The sequence below is a fragment of the Eubacterium aggregans genome, from assembly GCF_900107815.1.
GTDB classification, from domain to species: Bacteria; Bacillota; Clostridia; order Eubacteriales; family Eubacteriaceae; genus Eubacterium_O; species Eubacterium_O aggregans.
This window is the reverse complement of the sequence record NZ_FNRK01000006.1, coordinates 72530-95186: the sequence shown is the minus strand read 5'-3', so window position 1 is coordinate 95186 and position 22657 is coordinate 72530. Positions and strand designations below refer to the sequence as shown.

At 48.8% G+C, this 22657-nt stretch carries 17 protein-coding genes and 1 other RNA gene; all 18 read left to right on the top strand.

Features of this window, described 5'->3' with window-relative positions:
- Positions 1-14 precede the first annotated feature (14 nt).
- The 18 genes from pgsA to ilvC all read left to right on the top strand — a co-directional run bounded on the left by pgsA (position 15) and on the right by ilvC (position 22438).
- Positions 15-560: a CDP-diacylglycerol--glycerol-3-phosphate 3-phosphatidyltransferase gene (pgsA, locus tag BLW33_RS04975; RefSeq protein ID WP_090305935.1), complete on the top strand. Its 546-nt coding sequence runs from the start codon at positions 15-17 to the stop codon at positions 558-560.
- A 100-nt stretch (positions 561-660) separates the two neighbouring features.
- Positions 661-1401, top strand: coding sequence for a peroxide stress protein YaaA (gene yaaA / locus BLW33_RS04970; RefSeq protein WP_090305932.1), 741 nt, complete (start codon positions 661-663; stop codon positions 1399-1401).
- Positions 1402-1431: 30 nt separating this feature from the next.
- Positions 1432-2688 (top strand): competence/damage-inducible protein A, encoded by a 1257-nt coding sequence (locus BLW33_RS04965; RefSeq protein WP_090305929.1) that lies wholly within the window; start codon positions 1432-1434, stop codon positions 2686-2688.
- A gap of 20 nt (positions 2689-2708) precedes the next feature.
- Complete coding sequence (gene recA / locus BLW33_RS04960) at positions 2709-3848, top strand: recombinase RecA (protein ID WP_090305926.1); 1140 nt, start codon at positions 2709-2711, stop codon at positions 3846-3848.
- A gap of 142 nt (positions 3849-3990) precedes the next feature.
- On the top strand, positions 3991-5274 hold the full coding sequence (locus BLW33_RS04955; protein ID WP_242911597.1) for a S1C family serine protease: 1284 nt from the start codon (positions 3991-3993) through the stop codon (positions 5272-5274).
- 50 nt (positions 5275-5324) lie between these two features.
- Complete coding sequence (locus BLW33_RS04950) at positions 5325-5999, top strand: response regulator transcription factor (protein WP_090305923.1); 675 nt, start codon at positions 5325-5327, stop codon at positions 5997-5999.
- Positions 5989-7407 carry a sensor histidine kinase gene (locus BLW33_RS04945; RefSeq protein ID WP_090305921.1) on the top strand — a complete coding sequence of 473 codons (1419 nt, stop codon included), beginning with the start codon at positions 5989-5991 and terminating at the stop codon, positions 7405-7407. The genes BLW33_RS04950 and BLW33_RS04945 overlap by 11 nt, the downstream gene beginning before the upstream one ends.
- A 4-nt stretch (positions 7408-7411) precedes the next feature.
- Positions 7412-7753, top strand: an RNA gene (rnpB, locus tag BLW33_RS04940) — RNase P RNA component class A.
- Between the two features lie 112 nt (positions 7754-7865).
- The gene (gene putP, locus BLW33_RS04935) at positions 7866-9341 is read left to right on the top strand and encodes a sodium/proline symporter PutP (protein WP_090305918.1); all 1476 of its coding nucleotides are present in this window, start codon (positions 7866-7868) and stop codon (positions 9339-9341) included.
- Positions 9342-9443: 102 nt separating this feature from the next.
- Positions 9444-9650, top strand: a complete 207-nt coding sequence (locus BLW33_RS04930) for a hypothetical protein (protein ID WP_090246287.1) — start codon at positions 9444-9446, stop codon at positions 9648-9650.
- A 186-nt stretch (positions 9651-9836) separates the two neighbouring features.
- Positions 9837-11258 carry an ATP-binding protein gene (locus tag BLW33_RS04925; protein WP_090305915.1) on the top strand — a complete coding sequence of 474 codons (1422 nt, stop codon included), beginning with the start codon at positions 9837-9839 and terminating at the stop codon, positions 11256-11258.
- A gap of 273 nt (positions 11259-11531) precedes the next feature.
- On the top strand, positions 11532-13031 hold the full coding sequence (gene pap / locus BLW33_RS04920; RefSeq protein ID WP_090306022.1) for a polyphosphate:AMP phosphotransferase: 1500 nt from the start codon (positions 11532-11534) through the stop codon (positions 13029-13031).
- Between the two features lie 147 nt (positions 13032-13178).
- Positions 13179-16694 carry a pyruvate:ferredoxin (flavodoxin) oxidoreductase gene (nifJ, locus tag BLW33_RS04915; RefSeq protein ID WP_090305912.1) on the top strand — a complete coding sequence of 1172 codons (3516 nt, stop codon included), beginning with the start codon at positions 13179-13181 and terminating at the stop codon, positions 16692-16694.
- A gap of 170 nt (positions 16695-16864) precedes the next feature.
- Positions 16865-18724, top strand: a complete 1860-nt coding sequence (locus BLW33_RS04910; RefSeq protein ID WP_090305910.1) for an alpha-amylase family glycosyl hydrolase — start codon at positions 16865-16867, stop codon at positions 18722-18724.
- Positions 18725-18825: 101 nt separating this feature from the next.
- Positions 18826-19623, top strand: a complete 798-nt coding sequence (locus tag BLW33_RS04905) for an enoyl-CoA hydratase/isomerase family protein (protein WP_242911596.1) — start codon at positions 18826-18828, stop codon at positions 19621-19623.
- 9 nt (positions 19624-19632) lie between these two features.
- Positions 19633-20382, top strand: a complete 750-nt coding sequence (locus tag BLW33_RS04900) for a 3-oxoacid CoA-transferase subunit A (protein WP_090305907.1) — start codon at positions 19633-19635, stop codon at positions 20380-20382.
- Positions 20379-21041, top strand: a complete 663-nt coding sequence (locus BLW33_RS04895) for a 3-oxoacid CoA-transferase subunit B (RefSeq protein WP_090305905.1) — start codon at positions 20379-20381, stop codon at positions 21039-21041. Before BLW33_RS04900 ends, BLW33_RS04895 begins: the two co-directional genes overlap by 4 nt.
- 398 nt (positions 21042-21439) lie before the next feature.
- Positions 21440-22438: a ketol-acid reductoisomerase gene (gene ilvC / locus BLW33_RS04890; RefSeq protein ID WP_090246593.1), complete on the top strand. Its 999-nt coding sequence runs from the start codon at positions 21440-21442 to the stop codon at positions 22436-22438.
- The last annotated feature ends 219 nt before the right edge of the window (positions 22439-22657 follow it).

Sequence of the window (22657 nt, the reverse complement as noted above, 5' to 3'; positions counted from 1 at the left end):
AAAGGAGAGAGAAAATGAATTTACCCAATAAGATTACCATGGCCCGGATTATTATGATTCCTTTTTTTGTCATCGCCATGGCGGTGGATTTTCCATTCCATGAACCCATCGCCTTAGTCCTGTTCGTCGTGGCGGCGGCTTCTGATGCCTTGGATGGTCATTTGGCAAGAAGCCGGAATCTCGTAACGGATTTTGGCAAATTTATGGATCCTTTGGCAGATAAGCTGTTGGTGTGTTCGGCTTTTATCTGTCTGGTGGAGCTGCACCTCATGCCGGCCTGGGTAGTCATCGTCATCATCGCCCGGGAATTTGCCATTACGGGACTTAGAACCCTGGCCGCCTCGGATGGAGTGGTTATTGCCGCCAGCAAATGGGGCAAGGCCAAGACCATGTCCCAGATGATTGCCATTGTCGCCCTGCTACTCTACAATTGGCCGGTGTGTCAGATTCCCGCCCTGAATATTTTTGGGACGGTGATGATTTATGTGGCCCTGGTGTTGACTATGATTTCAGGGATTGATTATTTCAGACTCAATAAGGGTGTGATTAAATCCTATTAAAGGATCAGAATTCGAAAGTCGGAAAATATGACCTTCGGATTTTGGATAGATAAAGGGGGGCCCTGTTTCAGGGTCCTCTTTTTAAGAAGAAGGAGAATCTATGATTGCGATTTTATCACCGGCTAAAAATATGCGGGAGGTCCATTGGCAGGGGGAGACCCAAAAGCCAACCTTTGCCGGAGAGTCGGCGGTTCTGCTTGGGGCCCTTCGGCAGATGATGCCCTGGGAGTTGGAGGCGCTGATGAAGGTGAGCAGCAGCCTGGGAGAGAAGGCCCATTATGCCTTCGCCCATATGGATTTGTCAGAACCGGGAACGCCGGCTATAGCCACCTATGACGGGCTGGTTTTTAAGCATTTTGATGCGGATAGCCTTAGTCCCAAGGCGTGGGAAATGGCGGAGGCATCCCTTCGGATTCTTTCTGGTTTTTACGGTGTTCTCAGACCTCAAGACGGCATCATGCCCTACCGGTTGGAAATGGGAACAAAACTTTCGGTGGGGGAACATAAAGATTTATACGCCTTTTGGGGACGGTCCCTCCATGATGCGCTGTACTCCCAGAGCGATACCATTATTAACCTCGCCTCAGAGGAGTACGCTAAAACCATCCGACGGTACCTAACCCCAGAAGAGCATTTTATTGATGTAGAATTTAAAATAATTAAGGCTGGAAAGATGCAAACTATCACCACATATGCTAAAATGGCTAGAGGGAGAATGGCCCGTTTTATTGTGGAGAATCCAGGGATTGAACCAGAGGATTTAAAAGCCTTTGATGCTCTGGGCTTTCGTTACGATACCAGCCATTCGACCAATCAAAAAATTGTTTTTGTTCAAGGATAAGGAATTACGGATTAAAAGGAAGTGACCATTATGAATTGTGAAATCATCTGTGTCGGCACGGAGCTGCTGACCGGGGACACACTGAATACCCATGCGACCTATTTGTCAAAGGAGCTGTCACTGCGCAGCTTCTCGGTCCATTACCAGACCACCATCGGTGATAACCCCGCCCGTTTGAAAGAGGTGCTGGGTGAGGCGGTTGGCCGTAGTGAAATGATTGTTGTGACTGGGGGCCTTGGACCCACCCAGGACGATCTGACAAAGGAAACGGTATCTGATTTCTTTGGGCTCCCCATGACCCGGGATGAAGAGGAAGTGGCCAAGCTGACTGCTTTCTTTGAAAAACGCCAGATGGTCATGACGGAGAATAATCTGCGTCAGGCTGATATTCCGGTGGGGGCTAAGAAGCTACCCAATCCCAGGGGGTCAGCCCCGGGGATTATGGTGGATAAAAATGGTGTCCGGGTATTTCTTCTCCCTGGGCCACCCCATGAAATGAAGGGGATGTTTGAGGACGAAGTCCTGCCAATCCTGGAAAAGATGATGGATCATCAGGTCATTTCCCGGTATTATAACCTGGGTGGAATTGGCGAGTCCATGGTGGAGGATACCCTGATGGATATCATCGATCGTCAGGACAACCCAACCATTGCCACCTATGCAAAGGTAGGGGAGGTACTGGTGCGCATTACGGCCAGCGGTAAAGATGAGGTCGAGATGAATGCTATTCTGGATAAGTATGAAAAGGTACTGGTGGAACGGTTAGGTCAACATATCTTTACGCATTCCCAGGACCCTTTGTATATCGCCGTGGGTAAGCTCCTTATTGAAAAGGGAGTGACCATTGCCACTGCAGAATCCTGTACGGGTGGATTGATTTCTGGAAAGCTGGCGGAAGTTCCCGGTATTTCCAAAAGTCTTAAAATGGGGCTGGTAACTTACTCCAATGAGGCCAAAATGCAGCTCCTTGACGTCTCTTCGGATACCCTGGCCCAGTATGGTGCAGTGAGTCCCCAGACGGCCCGGGAGATGTGCGAAAACTTAGCCCGGATATCCGGCTGTGATCTGACCGTGTCGGTCACTGGCATTGCCGGACCCGATGGAGGAACGGCGGAAAAGCCGGTGGGCTTGGTCTATGTGGGAATTCATTATCAGGGAGAAACCACCATTGAGGAATGCCGCTTTGGCGGAGCCCGAACCATCATCCAAAAACGGGTGGTCAATGCCGCCTTGAATTTGGTGCGGACCCATGTTTTGAAAATCAAAAATGGCAATGTGTTTAATTAATAAACAGAAAGTGAGCAATAATGGCAAAAAAGGATAAACAACCCCTTGTAAAAGTGGTACAACAAACTGAGAATCAGGCGAAGCAGGAAGCATTGGATGCAGCCTTAAAGAAAATCGAAAAGGACTTTGGAAAAGGTGCAATCATGCGTCTGGGGGACGATGCCTCTAAAATGGATGTGGATGTCATATCCACTTCATCCATTGGGTTAGACTTAGCCCTGGGTATTGGCGGGGTTCCCCGGGGACGGATTATTGAAATCTATGGTCCAGAATCCTCAGGGAAAACGACACTGGCCCTTCATATTGTGGCGGAAGCCCAAAAAAATGGCGGCAATGCGGCCTTTATCGATGCTGAGCATGCCCTGGACCCGGAATACGCCCGGGCTTTAGGAGTGGACATTGACAATTTGCTGGTTTCCCAGCCCGATACAGGGGAACAGGCACTGGAAATTTTAGAAGCTCTGGTCCGAAGTGGCGCCATCGACGTGGTGGTGGTGGACTCCGTAGCCGCCCTGGTGCCTCGTGCAGAAATTGATGGGGAAATGGGGGATTCCCATGTGGGTCTCCATGCCCGCCTCATGTCCCAGGCTCTGAGAAAGTTGGCTGGAACCATTAAGAAGGCCAATACCGCAGCGATTTTCATCAATCAGCTCAGGGAAAAAGTCGGTGTTGTCTATGGGAATCCAGAGGTCACCACTGGCGGACGGGCTCTTAAGTTTTATTCTTCGGTCCGAATGGATGTTCGAAAGGGTGAGCCCCTTAAAAAAGGCTCGGAGCTCATTGGGAATCGAACCAAAGTGAAGGTTGTTAAAAATAAAATGGCGCCGCCGTTTAAAATTGCAGAATTCGATATTATGTACGGTGAGGGTATTTCCCATATTGGGGATGTTTTAGACATTGCGGTTGAGCTGGATCTCATCCACAAGGCCGGGTCCTGGTTCTCTTACAATGAGGAGCGCATTGGACAGGGACGGGATAAAGTCAAGGATTTCTTGAAGGAAAACCCGGATATTTGTGATACCATCGAGCAGCAGATTCGGGATTTTTACAAAAAAGCTAAGGAGCCCGAGGTTGCTGTGGAATCAGAAGAAGCCCTTCTGCCTACAGATGACGAGATTATCCAGGATACCTTTGACATGGGACATTTTGAAGACGAGTAGGGGATAAGGAACGCTGAGCCCATAGGCTTAGCAAACCCTTTAATCCTGTAGTTTTCATCATTCCTTCAGGTGCCTTTCAAAAACCCATCACATTTTCTCCTTACAATAGAGACATCACATTGAACAATAGGAGGAAAGCGTGATGGAATATAATCATAATGATCGTCAGGAAACGACGGATTTCATATTAATCGATGCACCGAAGACAGAGGATGGTCAGTCCACCCCTGGGGCAAAAGAATCGCCTATGGGTGGAATTGTCCCATCAACCAATAAAAAAAGACGCACCCGGAAGGGGGCGGCCTTTGGCGGGATGAAAAAATCCATGGCCGGTATGATGGTGGGCTGCGTCCTTCTTTCTGGAGCCCTGGGCTTTGGAGGGGGGATGCTGGCTAACCAAGTGGCCGGTGGTAAGACGGTAATGTATCAGTCTGTGGCCCAGGCTACGGCGGCAGGAACCTCGGACAGTACGGCCTCCACTACGGAAAAGGTGGCCTCATCGGCGGCCAACTCGGTGGTGGAAATTAAAACCGAGGCGGTGACCAAAAGCCAGTATATGCAGGATATGGTGACAGAAGGTGCGGGTAGTGGCGTCATCGTAAGCGCCGATGGTTATATTGTGACCAATAACCACGTCATTAACGGAGCCTCAAAGATTACGGTAACCACCAAAGATGAAAAATCCTATGAAGCAACCCTGGTGGGAACAGATTCTGAAAGTGATGTGGCCTTACTTAAAATAAGTGCTTCCAATTTGCAGCCAGTGGTCATGGGAAATTCTGAAGGGATTGTCGTCGGCCAACAGGCCATTGCCATTGGGAACCCTCTGGGCGAACTGGGCGGCACCGTGACAGATGGAATTATTTCGGCTTTAAACCGAGAAATTACCATTGATGGAGAAACGATGAACCTGCTCCAAACGGATACAGCTATCAATCCTGGTAATTCCGGCGGGGGCCTCTTTAACGCCAGTGGTGAGCTGATCGGTCTGGTGGTGGCTAAATCCTCAGGAACCGGAGTGGAGGGCTTAGGCTTTGCCATTCCAGTGAATGAAGTGAAATCAGTGGTGGAAGCCTTAATGTCCGACGGCTATGTAAAGGGCCGGGCCAGCCTGGGGGTCACCCTGGTGGATGTGGATTCTGCCGAAACCGCCATGCAGTACCGGGTCAATAGTACCGGTGTTTATATCAGACAGGTTACGAGCGGCGGTCCGGCTGCCAATGCCGGACTTCAATCCGGGGATCGGATTGTTTCAGTCGGTGGGACAGCGGTTTCCAGTGCGGCAGATGTCAAGCAGGCCATCCGCAGTCACTCCGTGGGGGATACAATCGAGGTAAAGGTGTCCCGAAATGGCAGCGAGCAAACCATGAAGGTTACCCTTGGTGAATATCAGGGAGAAAATACGTCGTCTACAAGTCAGCAATAAGGCTGGGATGTCCAGCTCGCCGCCCTTTGTAGTGCAGAAAGGATAGGAGCATGATTCGGATATTAATGGTAGACGATGAAGAAAAAATCAGACGCTTGGTACGCAAATATGCAGAATTTGAGGGTTATGAGGTCGTCGAGGCGGGGGATGGTATGGATGCCATCGATAAAGTCCGCCACCAGGATTTTGATATTATCATCATGGACGTGATGATGCCGGAGCTCGATGGGTTTTCAACTTGTCGCGAGATTCGAAAGACTAGCAAGACCCCGATTATCATGCTGTCAGCCCGGGGCGAGGAGTACGACCGCATCCATGGCTTTGAGCTGGGGATTGACGATTATGTGGTCAAACCCTTTTCACCTAAGGAGCTGATGCTGCGGATTAAAGCCATTTTAGCCCGGATCCATCAAGCTGGTGGTGGCGATGATCGGGAGATTATCCAGATTGAGGGAATTGAGGTGGATATGGCGGCCCGGAAGGTGACAGTTGATGGGGAACTTGCCAGTATGACACCCAAGGAGTACGATCTATTTTTCTATATGCTTAAAAATCGTGGCATCGCCCTCACCCGGGATAAGCTGATTACCAATGTCTGGGGCTATGATTTTTATGGCGATGACCGGACCCTGGACACCCATATTAAATTACTCAGAAAGAGCCTCGGACCCTATAGCAAATGTATCGTCACCCTCCGAGGTGTGGGGTATCGCTTTGAAGCTTAAAGAACTCAGCCTGAAATGGAAGCTTTTCCTCTTCATCACCGCTTTTTTGGCGGTGATGATTTTTATAATCTGGCTTTTCCAAATTGTCTTTTTAAGCAGCTTTTACCGGAAAAGTAAGATTGATGAACTGCATACCTCGGCCCAGAGCATTGTGACCAATCTGGGAACAAATGATATGGGGGAGGCCATCAATGCCGTGGTAGAGCGCAGTAATACTTGTGTTAAGGTGGTTAATCTGGAAAATGGGACTGTTATCGATGTGGATCGGACTCCCAATTGCGTCTTGCATTATCTCAGCAGCCAGGATTTGAACCAGTTATACCAAAATGCCAAGGAAAATAATGGGACCTATCTGGCTTCCTTTTCACGGACAGGCAAATTTATGGATGGTGGTGAAGAGAGCATTGTCTACACCCAAATATCCGGTAATTATGTGGTGATGCTCAATACCATGATTACACCGGTGAATGCCACCGTGAGTACCCTGCGCAGCCAGCTCGTATATCTGAGCCTGATTTTTGGTGTGTTGGGACTGCTTTTTGCGGCATTCATCTCAAAACGGATTTCAAAGCCCATTATGGTGACGAATGAATCTGCCAAGGAGCTGGCCAAGGGAAATGTCAACGTGCATTTCGATGGGGAGGGATATCGTGAGATTACAGAATTGAATAGTACTCTTAATTATGCGGCGGGGGAGCTGGCTAAGGTTGAAAAGCTCCAGCGGGAGCTTATCGCTAATGTATCCCATGACCTACGCACCCCTTTGACGATGATTACCGGTTATGCAGAGGTCATCCGGGATCTCCCCGGGGAAAATACCCCAGAGAATGTGCAAATCATTATCGATGAGGCCAACCGTTTGGCGGCGCTCGTCAATGATGTGCTGGATATTTCCAAGCTGCGGGCTGGTGTCCAGGATTTGGATGTGGAGGTTTTTTGTCTGACCGATACCATCCGCCAGATTATGAAGCGTTACACAAAGCTCACAGAGCAGGACGGCTACAGCATCACCTTTGAAGCAGATTCAGAGGTCTATGCCCAGGGAGATGAACTTAAAATCACCCAGGTCATTTATAATCTGGTGAACAATGCCATCCATTATACGGGTGCGGATAAACGCGTGGTTATCCGCCAAACCATTTGCGATACCCGGGTGCGGATTGCTGTTACGGATACGGGAGAAGGCATTGCCGAGGATCAGTTGCCTTATGTGTGGGATCGGTACTATAAAATCGATAAAAACCACCAGTTGGCTTCGGTGGGTACGGGGCTGGGCTTGTCCATCGTAAAGAATATCTTAACTCTCCATGGGATGCCCTTTGGCGTCTTAAGTACTTTAAATGAAGGAAGTACCTTTTGGTTTGAAATGGGCATTGCAAAAGAATGTGAGAACGGGTATACTATATAAGTTGGTAGCAGGCTGGATGATCGCGGGTGCTTAAGTGCCTGAGGAAAGTCCGAGCTCCAGAGGGCAGGATGCCGGATAACGTCCGGTGGAGGTAACTCCAAGGCAAGTGCAACAGAGAGTAAACCGCCAGCTTTGCTGGTAAGGGTGAAAGGGTGAGGTAAGAGCTCACCAGTGGCATGGGTAACCGGCCAGCTGGGTAAACCCCATTCGGAGCAAGACCAAGAACGGATTTTAAAAGGCGGCGGCCCGTCGCTATCCTATGGTAGGTCGCTTGAACCCATTGGCGACGATGGGTCTAGACAGATGATCGTTAAAACAGAACTCGGCTTATAGGCCTGGTACCATCCAAAAGACCATCCTACGGGGTGGTTTTTTGTGTTAGAAAGTGCTTTACTTTAATACGGTTTTTGTATACAATATTAAAGTATCGCTTAAGAATAAGAAAGTGGGGTTTATGTATGAAAATTAGTGGTGAGCTTGTCATCTTTTTTGTGTATCTCATCGTGCTGATCGCCATCGGTTTGCATTTTTATAAGAAGTCCGATAGTGCGGAGGGCTTCTTTTTAGGTGGCCGGGGACTGGGAAGCTGGGTAACCGCTTTTTCGGCCCAGGCCAGTGATATGAGCGGCTGGCTGCTCATGGGGTTGCCTGGTGCCATTTATCTTGGTGGAATGCCCGAGGTGTGGATTGGGATTGGCCTCTTCATTGGGACGGCACTGAATTGGAAGTTTGTGGCGGCCCGTCTGCGGACCTACACCGAAGAGACGGGGTCTCTAACCCTGTCGACCTTCTTGGAAAAGCGCTATAAGGATCCCACCCGGGCCATTCGAATTGTTTCGGCACTGGTCATTCTGGTGTTCTTTACCATTTACTCGGCTTCGGGAATGGTGGCATCCGGAAAGTTGTTCCAAATTATGTTTGGTGTGGATTATCGATCAGCCGTTATTATTGGGGGCGTCGTCATCGTTGCTTATACCTTTTTAGGGGGATTTTTGGCTGTGTGTTGGACGGACCTGATTCAAGGGGTGCTCATGGTTATCGCCATTACGGTGGTCCCTGTTTTAGCGATGATTGAAATGGGGGGCTTAGGAACGACCATGACGGCTATGGCAGTCCAGGACATTCCCATCAATCTTTTCGGTAATGGTATTTCGGTACTGGCCATCCTTTCGGCAGTGGCCTGGGGTCTTGGATATTTTGGACAGCCCCATATCCTTGTGCGTTTTATGGGGATTCGAAGCATTAAGGATCTGCCAAAGTCGATGACCATCGCCATTGTTTGGGTAATTGTTTCCTTGGCTGGGGCAATTTTAGTAGGCTTATTGTCCATTCCACTATTCCCAGGATTAAGTGGTGGCTCCCAGGAAACGGTGTTTATTCTGATGATCCGACAGTATTTTCCGGTTTGGATTGGCGGGATTTTCCTAGCGGCTATTATGGCGGCCATTATGTCCACCATCGATTCTCAGCTCTTGGTGTCCTCTTCTGCACTTACCGAGGATTTGTGGAATGTCTTTGCTAAAAAGAGCTTATCGGATAAGATGTCGGTGAATATCGGCCGTGGTGCTGTGGTTGTCATCGCAGTGCTGGCCATGTTGCTGGCCCTTCAGGATAATGCCTCGGTTATGGGGTTAGTTTCCTACGCCTGGAGTGGCTTTGGTGCAGCCTTTGGTCCCCTGGTGCTCTTTGGCCTGTATTCCCGAAAGACTACCTGGCAGGCTGCCCTTTCAGGGATGGTTGTGGGAACCCTCACCGTAGTGATTTGGAAGATGACGGGGATGAGCAGCCTGATGTACGAAATCGTGCCGGGTTTCCTCCTCAATGTGGTCGTTATCCTCATTGTCAACCGCCTGACACAGCCAAACCCGGAATGTATGAAAGAATTTGATGAGATGGTGGCCATTGTGGCAGCGGCAAAAACAGAGAGAAAATAAGCTGTGGATTTTCGTATTTTCGTGTAATCCGTTTAGTTTTTATCTTTTCATGAATCGAGAGATATGATAAGATAATTTAAAAAAGTGAAGGAGCTGGTAGCAGTGAGAGAGTCTCAACCCATACTTAAATTCAAGAAAATCCAGGATGGCCCGGATACGTTCATTGAAATGGAGTTGTCTGAATTCCATTGGCCCGAAGGCGGTGTTGGAAAGTGCCCCGTCTGTGGTGCGAAGGTAGTCGGTGTCGGGAAGGATTGGGTTTGTGAAGGCGAAGACTGTGGCGCTAAGTTTAACGGTCCGATATTTTAATGAAGTGAGGGGCTGTCGTGAATCGACAGTCCTTTTCTCTTTATTTGTACGCGGCAAAATGAGTTTATATTCTTGAAAAGCAGGGGATGGTCTCAGATCTCATTAAGCCCTTGGCAATTCCATTGGACGCATGGCCGGATACATGATAAAATAAAAGATAATTATAGTTTACAAGGAGGGCAAGCAATGCAATTCATCGGTCGGAGAAAAGAGCTCCAGAAGCTTCAGAACGCTTGGGCATCCCAGGATGCTTTCATTTTGTTGGATGGGCGTAAATATATTGGGAAGACCACGCTGGCACAGGCCTTTGCGGAAGGGAAGCAGGCGTTGTATTTTTCGGCAGGGAATGTATCGGATGTCATGAACCGTCGGGCTTTTGAAAAGGCCTTTATCGATTATTGTGGCGGGGCATCCAAAGCGAGTGCTCAGACAACCAATGCCTGGAAGGATATGCTGCGGCTCTTTGCTGATCGTCCAGGGACGGAGCGGAAAGTTCTCATCATTGATAATTTCAATTTCCTGGTCCAGGCGGATCCGGGGATCCTCAGCGTGTTTCGCCATGCCTGGGAGAATATCTTGAAACCAAATTTCGTGATGGTGGTTCTGATTGTTCCCACAGGACGGCTGCTCCTCAATATGTCAGAAAAGAGTAAGTCCTTTATGGGGCGTCTTACCCATCGGATTTCCTTAAAGCAGGTCACCTTTGTTGAGCTGATGAAGGATTTTCCCCATCATGACTTTAACCAGCTGATGATGTTGTATGCCATCGTCGGTGGGGTTCCAAGGTATTGGGAATATTTTAGAGAATGTATTGAGATGGAGGAGTTCATCTCAGCCATTGGGGATTTTTTTCTCAATCCCTATGGCGATTTACTGGACGAGCCGGTAAAACTCATTGAAAATGAGGTGATGGACCCAACGGAATATCATTCGGTACTGTCCGCCATGGCCTCTGGCGCTGCCACCATTGCCGATATTGCGGCGCTCTGTGGGTACAAAAATGGGGGCGTAGAGGATCTGATGGGTAATCTGCTGTCCCTCGGCTTCGTGGCCCGGAACACCTCCATCATCGAAAAGAAATTTTCCTTTAGCAAAGCCGTGGAATATCAGATTGCTGACCCTTTGCTGTGCTTTTGGTATACCTTTGTTTTTCCAAGCTATCAGCAGATCACCGCAGGACAGGATCGTGTGGCTATGGAGCAGCTGATGGCTGGGTTCGAGGAGTATATTCAGGCCTGGTTTAAAAAGGTGGCAGTGGAAATACTACTGGTGGCCTGTAAACAAAAGACCATCCCCATTAATTGTGATACCGTGGGCTCCTTCTTTAATAAAGCGACGGCGGTGGATATTGTAGGAATCGATAATACGAGAAAGTGTCTCTTCCTTGGGGATTGTGCCTATCGAGGCGAAGCTTACACCAAGGCGGACTACGAAGCCTTTGTAGATAAATGTGAGGAAATTAAGGAGCTGCGGGCCTATAAGGATTACGAGCGGGTGTACGGTGTCTTTGCCAACCGGCCCTTTGAGTCGGATCTCATGGAATATGCCATGCTCACCAAGAATGTGCTGCTATTCAACGGAATCACGATTTATTCACTGAATTCCTAGGGACAAAACTCAAACACCCCACTGGAAGCCAAATGCCAGTGGGTGTTTTGCATCAAGACCTACCGTTTAGCCAGGGCGGCACTACCGATGACCAGGGCGGTGGTGGCGATGATGAATGAGACGATGCTGATGATGAATCCTGCGATTTTCATGGAATCTACCTCTTTTCTTTTTTTTATATTATATCATGGTCCAAGCTGAATTTCAGCTAAAAGAAGTAAACTAAAGATGTCAGTTTGTGTCCAAAAAAATAAAAAGAAAAAGGAGGTCTGTATGCTTGATCAGGTGAATGTAAAGGTTGGATTGACGAAGGAGGAATGGGCCCAGCGTAAGCTGGAAAAGAAAGCTCTGGCCCTTAAGCTGGGGGAATGCCAGCGGCGGGTAAAGTCGCTGGGCATCCCGGTGATGATCCTCTTTGATGGCTGGGATGCAGCAGGGAAGGGGACCCTCATTAACGATCTGATGATTCCCCTGGATCCCCGGAGCTTTACGGTGTACAATTGCAAGCGGACCGTCAATGATGATGAAGCCAACCGGCCTTTTTTATGGCGGTATTGGATGAAGACACCACCAAAGGGACGGATGGCCATCCTGGATAGCAGCTATTACTCCGATTTGGTCCACCAGCCAGATCTCCAGGGTGCTGACTATCAGCTGATGCTTGCCGAAGCCAATGAATTTGAGGCGACTCTTTCCGCCAGTGGTACCCTTATTGTAAAATTTTTTGTCCATATCAGCCGTAAGGAACAGCGTAGGCGCTTTAAAAAACTGGAAGCCCGCAAGGCCACCCGCTGGCGGGTTACGGATTCAGATTGGGCTGAAAATGCACGCTATAAAGCACTGGCAGCCCGATATGATACAGCCCTGGAAGCAACGGATAGCGACTGTGCTCCCTGGGAGATTATCGAGGGGGAGGATAAGGCGTATGCTGGCCTAAAGGTGTATAGCCTGCTGGCCCAGCGCCTGACGGAAGCCATTGCCAAGGTGGAGGCCGCAGAAAAGCCGGTTTATCGGCCACTGATTACTGCTGGGGATGATCCTTTGGGGACGGCCATACTCAGTGGCGTCGATATGGACCATCATCTTGATCGGAAGGCCTACAAAAAGGAGCTGGCCACCTGTCAGAAACGCCTGCGTACGCTAGAGTACGATATTTATCGTCGGCGGATTCCTGTAGTTCTGGGCTTTGAAGGCTGGGATGCTGGCGGTAAAGGGGGAGCCATCAAGCGTCTGTGCCAGAATCTAGACCCCCGGGGATATCAGGTCCATCCCACGGCGGCACCAACCCAGGAAGAGCTGAGCCATAATTGGCTGTGGCGGTTTTGGCGGACGGTGCCGAAGCAAGGGCATTTCAGCATTTATGACCGTACCTGGTATGGCCGGGTTATGGTGGAGCCCATTGAGGGCTTTTGTACGCTGGCGGAATATGACCGGGCCTTTTCTGAAATCAACGATTTTGAAAAGCAGCTAACGGATTTTGGGGCCGTCGTCCTTAAGTTCTGGATGAACATTACCCCCGAGGAACAGGAGCGTCGCTTTAAAGAGCGGGAGGCCGACCCGGATAAGCAGTGGAAGATCACTGAGGAGGATTGGCGAAACCGGAAGAAGTGGGATGCCTACACCGTAGCGGTGGACCGGATGCTGCTGCGTACCTCCACAACCGCAGCACCCTGGATTATCGTAGAGGGCAATGATAAGTACTATGCCAGAATTCGGGTGCTGAAGGCGGTTATTGAGGCCATAGAGCAGAAATTTGCCGATTTACGCCTCTGATATCGACTTACAAAACGAAAAAACTGACAATTTTTTATCTCTATTTGTTTGTATACAGGTAAAATGAAGTGTGATATAATTATTTATGGTAAAAATTTGTACTAAAATCTATTACAAATGCAGTAATTGCGATTTTAAGGAGGAACTATGTCTAAAAAGATGATGACGATGGATGGTAATCAGGCCGCGGCTCACGTAGCTTACGCTTTTACCGAAGTCGCCGGGATTTTCCCGATTACCCCTTCTTCACCAATGGCTGAGCACGTGGATGCTTGGGCCGCGAAGGGAATGAAAAATATCTTTGGTGAAACCGTTAAGGTTTCAGAGCTGCAGTCTGAAGGTGGTGCTGCTGGTGCGGTCCACGGATCTTTAGCCGCAGGTGCGTTAACGACGACTTTCACCGCTTCCCAGGGCTTGCTCCTGATGATTCCGAATATGTATAAAATTGCCGGTGAATTACTCCCCGGTGTTTTCCATGTGTCTGCCCGTACCCTGGCTGCTCATGCCCTCTCTATTTTTGGGGATCATGGCGATGTCATGGCTTGCCGCCAGACCGGGTTTGCCATGCTGGCCACTGGCTCCGTTCAGGAAGTCATGGACTTAGGTGGGGTTGCCCATCTGGCTGCCATTAAATCTAAGGTTCCCTTTATGCATTTCTTTGATGGGTTTAGAACCTCCCATGAAGTGTCTAAGGTGGAAGTCATGGATTACGATGTTTATAAAAAACTCCTTGACTGGGATGCCGTTCAGGCTTTCCGTGACCACGCTTTAAATCCGGAACATCCGGTAACCCGTGGGACCGCTCAGAATGGGGATATCTACTTCCAGGCTCGTGAAGCCTGTAACAAATTCTACGACGCCGTACCGGCCATCGTGGAAGACTATATGGCAAAGATTTCCGAAGAAACTGGTCGGGAATACCATCTGTTCAATTACTATGGACCGGAAGACGCCGAAGACGTCATCGTGGCCATGGGTTCTGTGACAGATACCATTGAAGAAACCATTGATTATCTGGCTGCTAAGGGTGAAAAACTGGGTGTCATCAAAGTGCACCTTTTCCGTCCTTTCGCTCCAGAATATCTACTCAAGGTAATGCCTGCTTCCGTGAAACGCCTCTGTGTGTTAGACCGGACCAAGGAACCTGGCGCATTGGGTGATCCTCTGTATCAGGATATCTGTACCGTTTACTTTGGTCAAAAGGATGCCCCCTCCATTATTGCTGGCCGTTATGGCTTATCCTCCAAGGACACCACACCGGCTCAGATTGTGGCGGTGTATGACAACATGCGTGCCGCTGAACCCAAGGATAAGTTTACCATTGGGATCGTGGATGATGTGACCTTCACCAACCTTGAAATCGGCGAAAACATCAACACTGTTCCCGAAGGCACTACTGCCTGTAAATTCTGGGGATTGGGCTCTGACGGAACCGTCGGTGCCAATAAGAACGCCATCAAGATCATTGGGGACCATACCGATTTGTATGCTCAGGGCTACTTCGATTATGACTCCAAGAAATCCGGAGGGATTACTTGCTCCCATCTGCGTTTTGGGAAAAAGCCCATTAAGTCACCTTACCTGGTGTCCAATTCAGACTTCATTTCTTGCTCTACTGAATCCTACGTGCACACCTATGACCTGTTAAAGGGTCTGCGCAAGGGCGGTTCATTCCTGCTTAATACTGTATGGGATGACGCAGAAATTGATCGTCAGCTGCCCGCTCACATGAAGCGTTACATCGCACAGAACGATATCCAGTTCTATACTATCAATGCTACTGCGGCTGCTGAAAAAATCGGCCTGGGCCGTCGGACCAATATGATTATGCAGGCTGCCTTCTTTAAATTGGCGGACATTATCCCCATCGAAGATGCGGTGAAGTTCTCTAAGGAAGGGATTAAGAAATCCTATGGCCATAAGGGCGATAAGATTGTCGAAATGAACTACAAGGCTGTGGATGCTGGGATTGATCCCTCCATCTTAAAGAAATACGATGTGCCGGCTTCCTGGGCAACGGCAGAAGACGCTCCTAAAGCCAAGGCAAACGACCCCAAATTTGTGGAAGAAGTCGTCCGTCCCATTGGCCGTTTTGAAGGGGATACGATTCCAGTTTCTGCTTTTGTCGGAAATGAAGATGGGACCTGGATGGCTGGAACCGCTGCTTTTGAAAAACGTGGGATTGCCGTCAACGTGCCGAAGTGGAACGCTGACAATTGTATCCAGTGTAACCAGTGTTCCTTTGTCTGTCCTCATGCTGCCATCCGTCCGGTTCTTCTGACCGAAGAAGAAAAGGCCGCTGCACCGGAATCCTTTACCACCATTAAGGCAAACGGGAAGGCTCTGGCAGGCTTAAGCTACCGCATCCAGGTAGATCCTTTGGATTGTACCGGTTGCGGCAACTGTGTGGACGCCTGTATCGCGAAGACTAAGGCGTTAACCTTAGAACCCATCGCCACCCAAATGCCTGAACAGGCGAACTGGGATTACGCCATGAGCGTTCCGGTGAAGGATGATAAGATGGATAAGTACAGCGTCAAGGGCAGCCAGTTCTGCCAGCCGCTTCTTGAATTCTCCGGCGCTTGCGCAGGTTGTGGTGAAACACCATACATTAAGGCCGTTACCCAACTTTATGGGGATCGGATGATGATTGCCAATGCTACTGGTTGCTCTTCCATCTGGGGTGCCTCCGCTCCGGCTTCTCCATACTGTAAGAATGCCCAGGGCCAGGGCCCAACCTTCTGTAACTCTTTGTTTGAAGATAATGCAGAATTTGGTTTTGGGATGCTCCAGGGTGTTAAGGCTATCCGTTCGACCATTGCCAGCTACTTAGGCGAAATCGCAGAAAAGGCTCCAGAAAATGTAGCAACTGCGGCTAAAAACTGGATTGAAAATATGGATGATGCTGAAGGCTCTAAAGTTGCTTCCAGAGAATTAAAGGCTGCTTTAGCTGGCTTTGAATGTAACTGCGAGCTCTCCGATAAGGTGAAATTTGTTAAGGACAATGCGGATCACTTCGTAAAGAAATCCGTCTGGGTATTCGGCGGTGACGGCTGGGCATACGATATTGGTTTCGGTGGCTTAGACCATGTGTTGGCTTCCAAGCAGGATATCAATGTCTTCGTACTGGATACAGAAGTGTATTCCAACACCGGTGGTCAGGCTTCCAAGTCAACCCCAACCGCTGCTATTGCTCAGTTTGCTGCTTCTGGCGAACGGATCAAGAAGAAGGATCTGGGTATGATTGCAGCAACTTATGGCTATGTCTATGTAGCACAGGTGGCCATGGGTGCGGATAAGAATCAGTTCATGAAGGTTCTTAAGGAAGCAGAAGCCTACAAGGGACCATCCCTGATCATTGGCTATGCACCGTGTATCAACCACGGCATCAAGGGAGGCATGGGTAAGACCCAGTCCCACGAAAAAGCCGCTGTGGATTGTGGTTACTGGCATCTGTACCACTTCAATCCAGAAGCTGAACATCCCTTCAGCCTGGATTCCAAGACACCGGATTTCTCCAAGTTCCAGGATTTCATTGGTTCCGAAGTCCGCTACAATTCCCTGCGTCGGGCTTTCCCGGATATCGCAGACGAACTGTACGCCAAGGCACAGGAAGAAGCAGAAGAACGCTATGCTGGTTATGTAAAGCGTAACGAAGAATAATAACCACTTTTTGGTGGTAAGTGTAGAAGAGCATCCCTCGGGGTGCTCTTTTTTTACGTATACTAAATAATGGCCTTACGCTAGGAAGAGACTATCATTTTGTGAGATAGAGATAGGTTACTTTATTATGGTTATGGTAAAATAAACAAATAAAATCTAAGGAGGTTCCTATGGATTATCGTAATTATCAAATATACCACATCTTCACCCTAGGCTTTTGCGGTGCAGAAGAACTGCAGAATCAGTGCGGCGGTTTATGCCATCGGCTCTCTAAAATTATTGAGCTAATCCCTTACCTAAAGGGGATGGGGATCAATGCCTTGCTTTTGGGGCCGTTGTTCTCCGCCGTTTCCCATGGCTATGACACCATCGATTACCGTACTGTTGATCCTCGCCTGGGAACCAATGATGATCTGAAAATTCTGGTGAACACCCTCCACACAGCAGGGATCGCTGTTATTCTCGACTGTGTCTTTAATCATGTGGGGCGGGATTTTTTTGCCTTTGGGGATTTAAAGGTAAATCGGGAGGCCTCCCGGTACGTTGACTGGTTCTCCGGGGTTAATTTCTGGGAGGATAACCGTTATGGTGATGGCTTCCGCTATGATGACTGGGCAGGGTGTGATAACCTGGTGAAATTAAACCTCCGTAACCCCGAAGTCCGAGGATATTTAAAGGACACAGCGGCCTTTTGGATGGAGTCCTTTGGGATTGATGGCCTGCGAATGGATGCCGCTAACGTAATGGATTTGGGGTTCCTCCGGGAGCTTTCCGATTTTATTCGGGGGAAAGATGCCCATTTCTTCTTTCTGGGGGAATGCGTACACGCCGACTATTACGGACGGCTTATTAGGGATGGGGGCATGGATGCCGTCACGAATTACGAGGACTACAAAGGAATGTATTCCAGTCTGAAGGATCACAATTACTTTGAAATCGCCTATTCTCTAAACCGACTGTTTGCTAGGGGAGGACTTTTAGAAGGCGTGACCACGGCAAATTTTGTGGACAATCACGATGTGGACCGGGTGGCCAGCACCCTAGAGAACGAGTGCCTCCTGCCCCTGCTGTATCTCATGCTTTACACAATCCCTGGTATCCCAAATGTGTATTACGGCAGTGAACAAGGGGCAAAGGGCCGTAAGGGGCAGGGAACGGATGCTCCACTGCGGCCCTGTGCTGAAAGTATGCATTTTGATCCCCGGTCTGGGTTGTATCAATACATTGCCCGTTTAGGACATATCCGAGGCGTCTTATCGGCCATAACCCAAGGAGATTACGTCCAATTATTTGTGACCAATGGCCAATTCGGATTTAAACGTCATCAGGGCAACCAGACGGTGCTGGTGCTTTTCAATATTGAGAAAACACCAGTGCTCATTCAAAACGAGAATTTTTATGGGATTGTTGTTAATCTTTTGGAAACCGAGGTCCGAGAGTATGATCTAGACGGTGCTATTAGCATTCCAGCTTGTGGAGGGATGATCCTTATCTCCAAGGAAGATGTTCCGGCAGGACTCTACAAAGAGGCGGAAGAGACGAAGGGACCTTGCAATATTTACAATGAGGAAGTAAAAAAAAGGCGCACTCATCGGGATTATATAGAAATGGCCCTGACAGAAGCCCGCCTTGCAGCGGATGAAGGAGAGGTCCCCGTCGGAGCTGTTGTGGTTTTGGATGGTACTATTATTGGTCGAGGACACAATCGTAAGGAAGTCACAAAGGATCCTACTGCCCATGCTGAGATGCTTGCGATCCGTCAGGCGGCAGAAACCTTGGGAAATTGGCGCTTGACGGATTGTACACTTTATGTAACGGCGGAGCCTTGTCCAATGTGTATGGGTGCTGTTATCCAGGCTAGAATATCCACCTTAGTTTATGGGACTTGGGAAGAACGCTACGGCAGTGTAGAAACCACGGCTCAGTTGGGGGCCCATCCCATGCTTCCCAAGGATATGACAATTATACAGGGAATTGGGGAGCTCGAATGTCAGTCACTCCTCCAGGAATTTTTTGGAAAAAGACGGTAGATATTGGGGTATCTCTAAGAATCGCCCTTTGATGAAAAGGCTAACAATACTGGAAAAAGATGGTATGCTTACCATAAAGAACAATCATACAAAGGAGTAGGATGATGGAACTGACAAAGATCAAGTATTCGGTGGATGCTGGCATTGCCGTCGCCCAAATGGATTTTAAAAAGAACTTAAACGCCATTGACGAGGTGATGGCGGATGAGCTCATGGCAGTGGTAGAGGCTGCAGAAAAGGATTCTGATGTAAAGGTGCTGGTTCTAAAGGGCGGTGAAAAGGCATTCTCTGCTGGGGGTGATATTGGATACTTCTACGATCTCATTCAAGGTGGTGGGGACGTTAATATGGATGGCCTTATTGCCAAAGTGGGCGTCGTTACCGATGGCCTCAAGCGTATGAGTAAGCTCGTCATTGCCCAAGTCAGTGGCTCTGCTGCCGGTGCCGGCGTGAGCCTTGCCCTGTCTGCTGATTTTATTGTCTGTTCAGAAAACGCTAAATTTATTATGGCTTTTGTAAATTTGGGATTGGTTCCCGATACAGGGGGAAGTTACCTGTTGGTCAAAGAATTGGGAGAAAAGCAAGCGATGGCTTTGTGCGCAACCGGACGCCCCTTAAGTGCTCAGGAAGCTCAGGATGCCGGTATTGTGTACCAGGTAGTACCAGGGGAAGAGCTCGATGGGGCTGTTATGAAGTTGGCTGCTAAATTTGCTGCAGGACCATCCCTTTCTTACAAAAATATCAAAAAGCAGATTTACGAAGCGGCGTTCCTGGATTACAAGCACTATTTAGATGAGTGCGAAATTCCGACCCAGCGGGAATGTGCCGCTTCCAGGGATTTCCAGGAGGGCGTTTCTGCCTTTATGGAAAAACGTAAGGCTGCCTTTACGGGTGCGTAGGAGGAGTGTATGAAAAACAAAGTTGTTACGTTTGAAGAAGCTCTTACCCCCTTTAAAGATGGACAAACGATTTTGTTTGGGGATTGGCATGGAGAATTGGCTGCAGATGAGCTCATTGACGGCCTTTTAGAGAAGGGAATTACTAATATCGATGCCATTGCCGTTAGTGGCGGAATGCAAGACCAGGGCTTGGGGAAACTGATTCATAACCATCAGGTCCGTAGCTTAAAGACAACCCATATTGGCCTTAATCCCGAAGCAGGGCAACAGATGTTCGCCGGGGAATTAGATGTGGAATTTATTCCCCAAGGAACCTTTGCAGAACGCATTCGGTGTGGCGGTGCTGGTCTGGGTGGGGTACTGACCCCAACAGGTGTCGGGACCGATGTAGAAGAGGGAAAAACACGTTTGGTCATCGACGGTAAGCCTTATCTTTTAGAACTGCCACTTCATGAAGATATCGCCCTTATAAAGGCCTGGAGGGCTGATACTGCTGGCAATATCCAATTCCGTTATGTGGGCCGGGCCACCAATAGTTATATGGCGTTGGCTGCAGATTGGGTCATTGTTGAAGTGGAAGAAGTGGTAGATGTCGGAGAATTGGGGCCTGAGGACATTGATGTGCCGGCTCCAGTTATCGATATGATTTACCTCCGACAAAGTGAACGTACTTTCTGTCCCATGTGGCAGCGTAATCGTGCCAAAGCGGAAGCCAAGGCGGCAGCGAAAGAAGAAGCTAAAGGAGGGACGAAGGCATGACAGCACTCACTGGACGCGCGCTCATTGCAGCCCGCTGTGCAAAATTTTTTAAAGATGGGGATTTTGTCAATTTGGGTATCGGTCTTCCAATGCTTTGTGTTAATTACCTGCCTGAAGGTGTTGACCTATGGCTAGAAGCAGAAATTGGTATTGTGGGGTGTGGGGCGTCTCCACGCTGGGCAGATGCTGACCCAGATCTCATAGATGCTGGTGGGCAGCCTGCTTCGATCATTCCTGGTGGGAGTGTGTGTGACCATGCCCAGTCCTTTGCTTATATCCGCGGTGGCCATGTGGATGCCACTATTCTGGGGACGCTCCAGGTAGACCAGGAGGGGAATATCGCCAATTGGACGATCCCGGGTAAGCTGGCTCCAGGGATGGGAGGTGCCATGGATTTGTGTGCTGGCGTCAAGAAAATTGTGGTGGCGACGGATCATTGTGAAAAGAGTGGTGCTTCTAAAATTTTAAAGAAATGTACATTACCTCTCACTGGAGCCCGTTGTGTGACGGATATTGTGACAGAACGCTGTTATTTTTCTGTTGACTCTCAGGGCCTTACCCTTCGGGAATTGGCACCGAACTATACTGTAGAAGATATCAAAGCCTGTACTGATGCCGAGTTTGTTGTTCCAGATGTCATTGGAATTATGGAAGCGTAAAAATTGTATACAATCTTCTTGACATTCTTTAGAAGAGTGTTATAATCTTAGTATAGTCAAATAATGAACAGCGATGACAGGGAGAAAGATGCTGGAAGCTTCTTTACAGAGAGCCGGTGAATGGTGGAATATCGGCACAGAAGCAGCATGGAATAATCACCCTGGAGCTGCCAATCCGAAACCCGTAGGGGTGGTAGGAAAGGCCGTTGCATCTATGGATGCGCTCCACGTTAACGGGGCTAGGGTTGAGAATTTTCCGACCTGAAGAGGGCAGAACCGAAAGGTCTTGCTGAAGAAGAGTGGTACCACGGGTATATAATGTCCGTCTCTTGTATACGAACTATACGAGGGACGGTTTTTTTATATAAATTGAATTCAAACATTTTAGGAGGAATAAAATGGCAACATTATTTTATGACAAGGATTGTAACTTAAGCTTATTAGACGGAAAACGTGTGGCCATCATCGGCTACGGCAGCCAGGGCCATGCCCATGCTCTGAATCTCAAGGATTCTGGCGTTGATGTGGTCGTGGGGCTGTATGAAGGCAGCAAGTCAAAAGCCAAGGCAGAAGCTGCGGGTCTTACGGTGATGAATACTGAAGATGCTGTTAAGGATGCCGATGTGGTTATGATCTTGTTACCCGACGAAGTTCAGGCTGCTGTTTATAAAAAGAGCATTGCTCCCTTTTTAAAAGAAGGGGCTTACCTGGCTTTTGCCCATGGTTTCAATGTCCATTTCAAGCAGATTGTCCCTCCCGAAGGCGTTAATATCTTCATGATCGCTCCCAAGGGACCAGGCCATACCGTCCGCAGTCAGTATGTGGAAGGCAAAGGGGTTCCTTGCTTAATCGCTGTGGAAAAGGATTATGCTGGGAATACCCATGATATCGGCTTAGCCTATGCTGCTGGGATTGGTGGATCCCGTGGGGGTATCCTGGAAACAACCTTCCGTGAAGAAACTGAAACGGATCTCTTTGGTGAACAGGCTGTCCTCTGTGGTGGAGTGACGGCCCTTATGAAGGCTGGGTTTGAAACTTTGGTAGAAGCCGGCTACGAACCGGAATCTGCATACTTTGAATGCATTCATGAAATGAAGCTTATTGTTGACTTAATTTTCCAGGGTGGTTTCAAATATATGCGTTATTCCATCTCGGATACTGCTGAATATGGAGATTATGTCACTGGGGACCGCATCATCAACGATGAATCCAAACGGGCTATGAAGCAGGTCTTAAAGGAAATCCAGGAAGGCACCTTTGCCAACAAATGGATCCTTGAAAATCGCGCTAATCGTCCATACTTCAACGCCAAACGCCGCATTGAAGCCGATCAGCAGTTGGAAAAAGTTGGCGCCGAACTCCGCCACATGATGAGCTGGGCGTCAGAAAACAAATAAGTCAGAATTGGTAGTAGTCCTGGCTGTGAGCTGGGATTGGGCGGTTTGTTCGCCTGGCTCTGTGCGGTGGGGCGGCGGTTTGCGGTTCATATAACCGCCGTACTCTTGTAGCACGGGTGGTATAGTACGGGAAGGGCAACTGTTTAGAAGATTTGCTACGGACCCCAAGCCCTTACCGAGCGCTCCCCACCCTTCAATATCTTGAGGGCTGCCACACAA

Excerpts from the sequence above, each read along its gene's own strand:
- yaaA (WP_090305932.1), top strand. The coding sequence starts at position 661 with ATGATTGCGATTTTATCACCGGCTAAAAATATGCGGGAGGTCCATTGG.
- BLW33_RS04950 (WP_090305923.1), top strand. The coding sequence starts at position 5,325 with ATGATTCGGATATTAATGGTAGACGATGAAGAAAAAATCAGACGCTTG.
- BLW33_RS04955 (WP_242911597.1), top strand. The coding sequence starts at position 3,991 with ATGGAATATAATCATAATGATCGTCAGGAAACGACGGATTTCATATTA.
- BLW33_RS04905 (WP_242911596.1), top strand. The coding sequence starts at position 18,826 with ATGATGGAACTGACAAAGATCAAGTATTCGGTGGATGCTGGCATTGCC.
- BLW33_RS04965 (WP_090305929.1), top strand. The coding sequence starts at position 1,432 with ATGAATTGTGAAATCATCTGTGTCGGCACGGAGCTGCTGACCGGGGAC.
- recA (WP_090305926.1), top strand. The coding sequence starts at position 2,709 with ATGGCAAAAAAGGATAAACAACCCCTTGTAAAAGTGGTACAACAAACT.
- pgsA (WP_090305935.1), top strand. The coding sequence starts at position 15 with ATGAATTTACCCAATAAGATTACCATGGCCCGGATTATTATGATTCCT.
- BLW33_RS04895 (WP_090305905.1), top strand. The coding sequence starts at position 20,379 with ATGACAGCACTCACTGGACGCGCGCTCATTGCAGCCCGCTGTGCAAAA.
- ilvC (WP_090246593.1), top strand. The coding sequence starts at position 21,440 with ATGGCAACATTATTTTATGACAAGGATTGTAACTTAAGCTTATTAGAC.
- putP (WP_090305918.1), top strand. The coding sequence starts at position 7,866 with ATGAAAATTAGTGGTGAGCTTGTCATCTTTTTTGTGTATCTCATCGTG.
- BLW33_RS04910 (WP_090305910.1), top strand. The coding sequence starts at position 16,865 with ATGGATTATCGTAATTATCAAATATACCACATCTTCACCCTAGGCTTT.
- BLW33_RS04925 (WP_090305915.1), top strand. The coding sequence starts at position 9,837 with ATGCAATTCATCGGTCGGAGAAAAGAGCTCCAGAAGCTTCAGAACGCT.
- pap (WP_090306022.1), top strand. The coding sequence starts at position 11,532 with ATGCTTGATCAGGTGAATGTAAAGGTTGGATTGACGAAGGAGGAATGG.
- nifJ (WP_090305912.1), top strand. The coding sequence starts at position 13,179 with ATGTCTAAAAAGATGATGACGATGGATGGTAATCAGGCCGCGGCTCAC.
- BLW33_RS04900 (WP_090305907.1), top strand. The coding sequence starts at position 19,633 with ATGAAAAACAAAGTTGTTACGTTTGAAGAAGCTCTTACCCCCTTTAAA.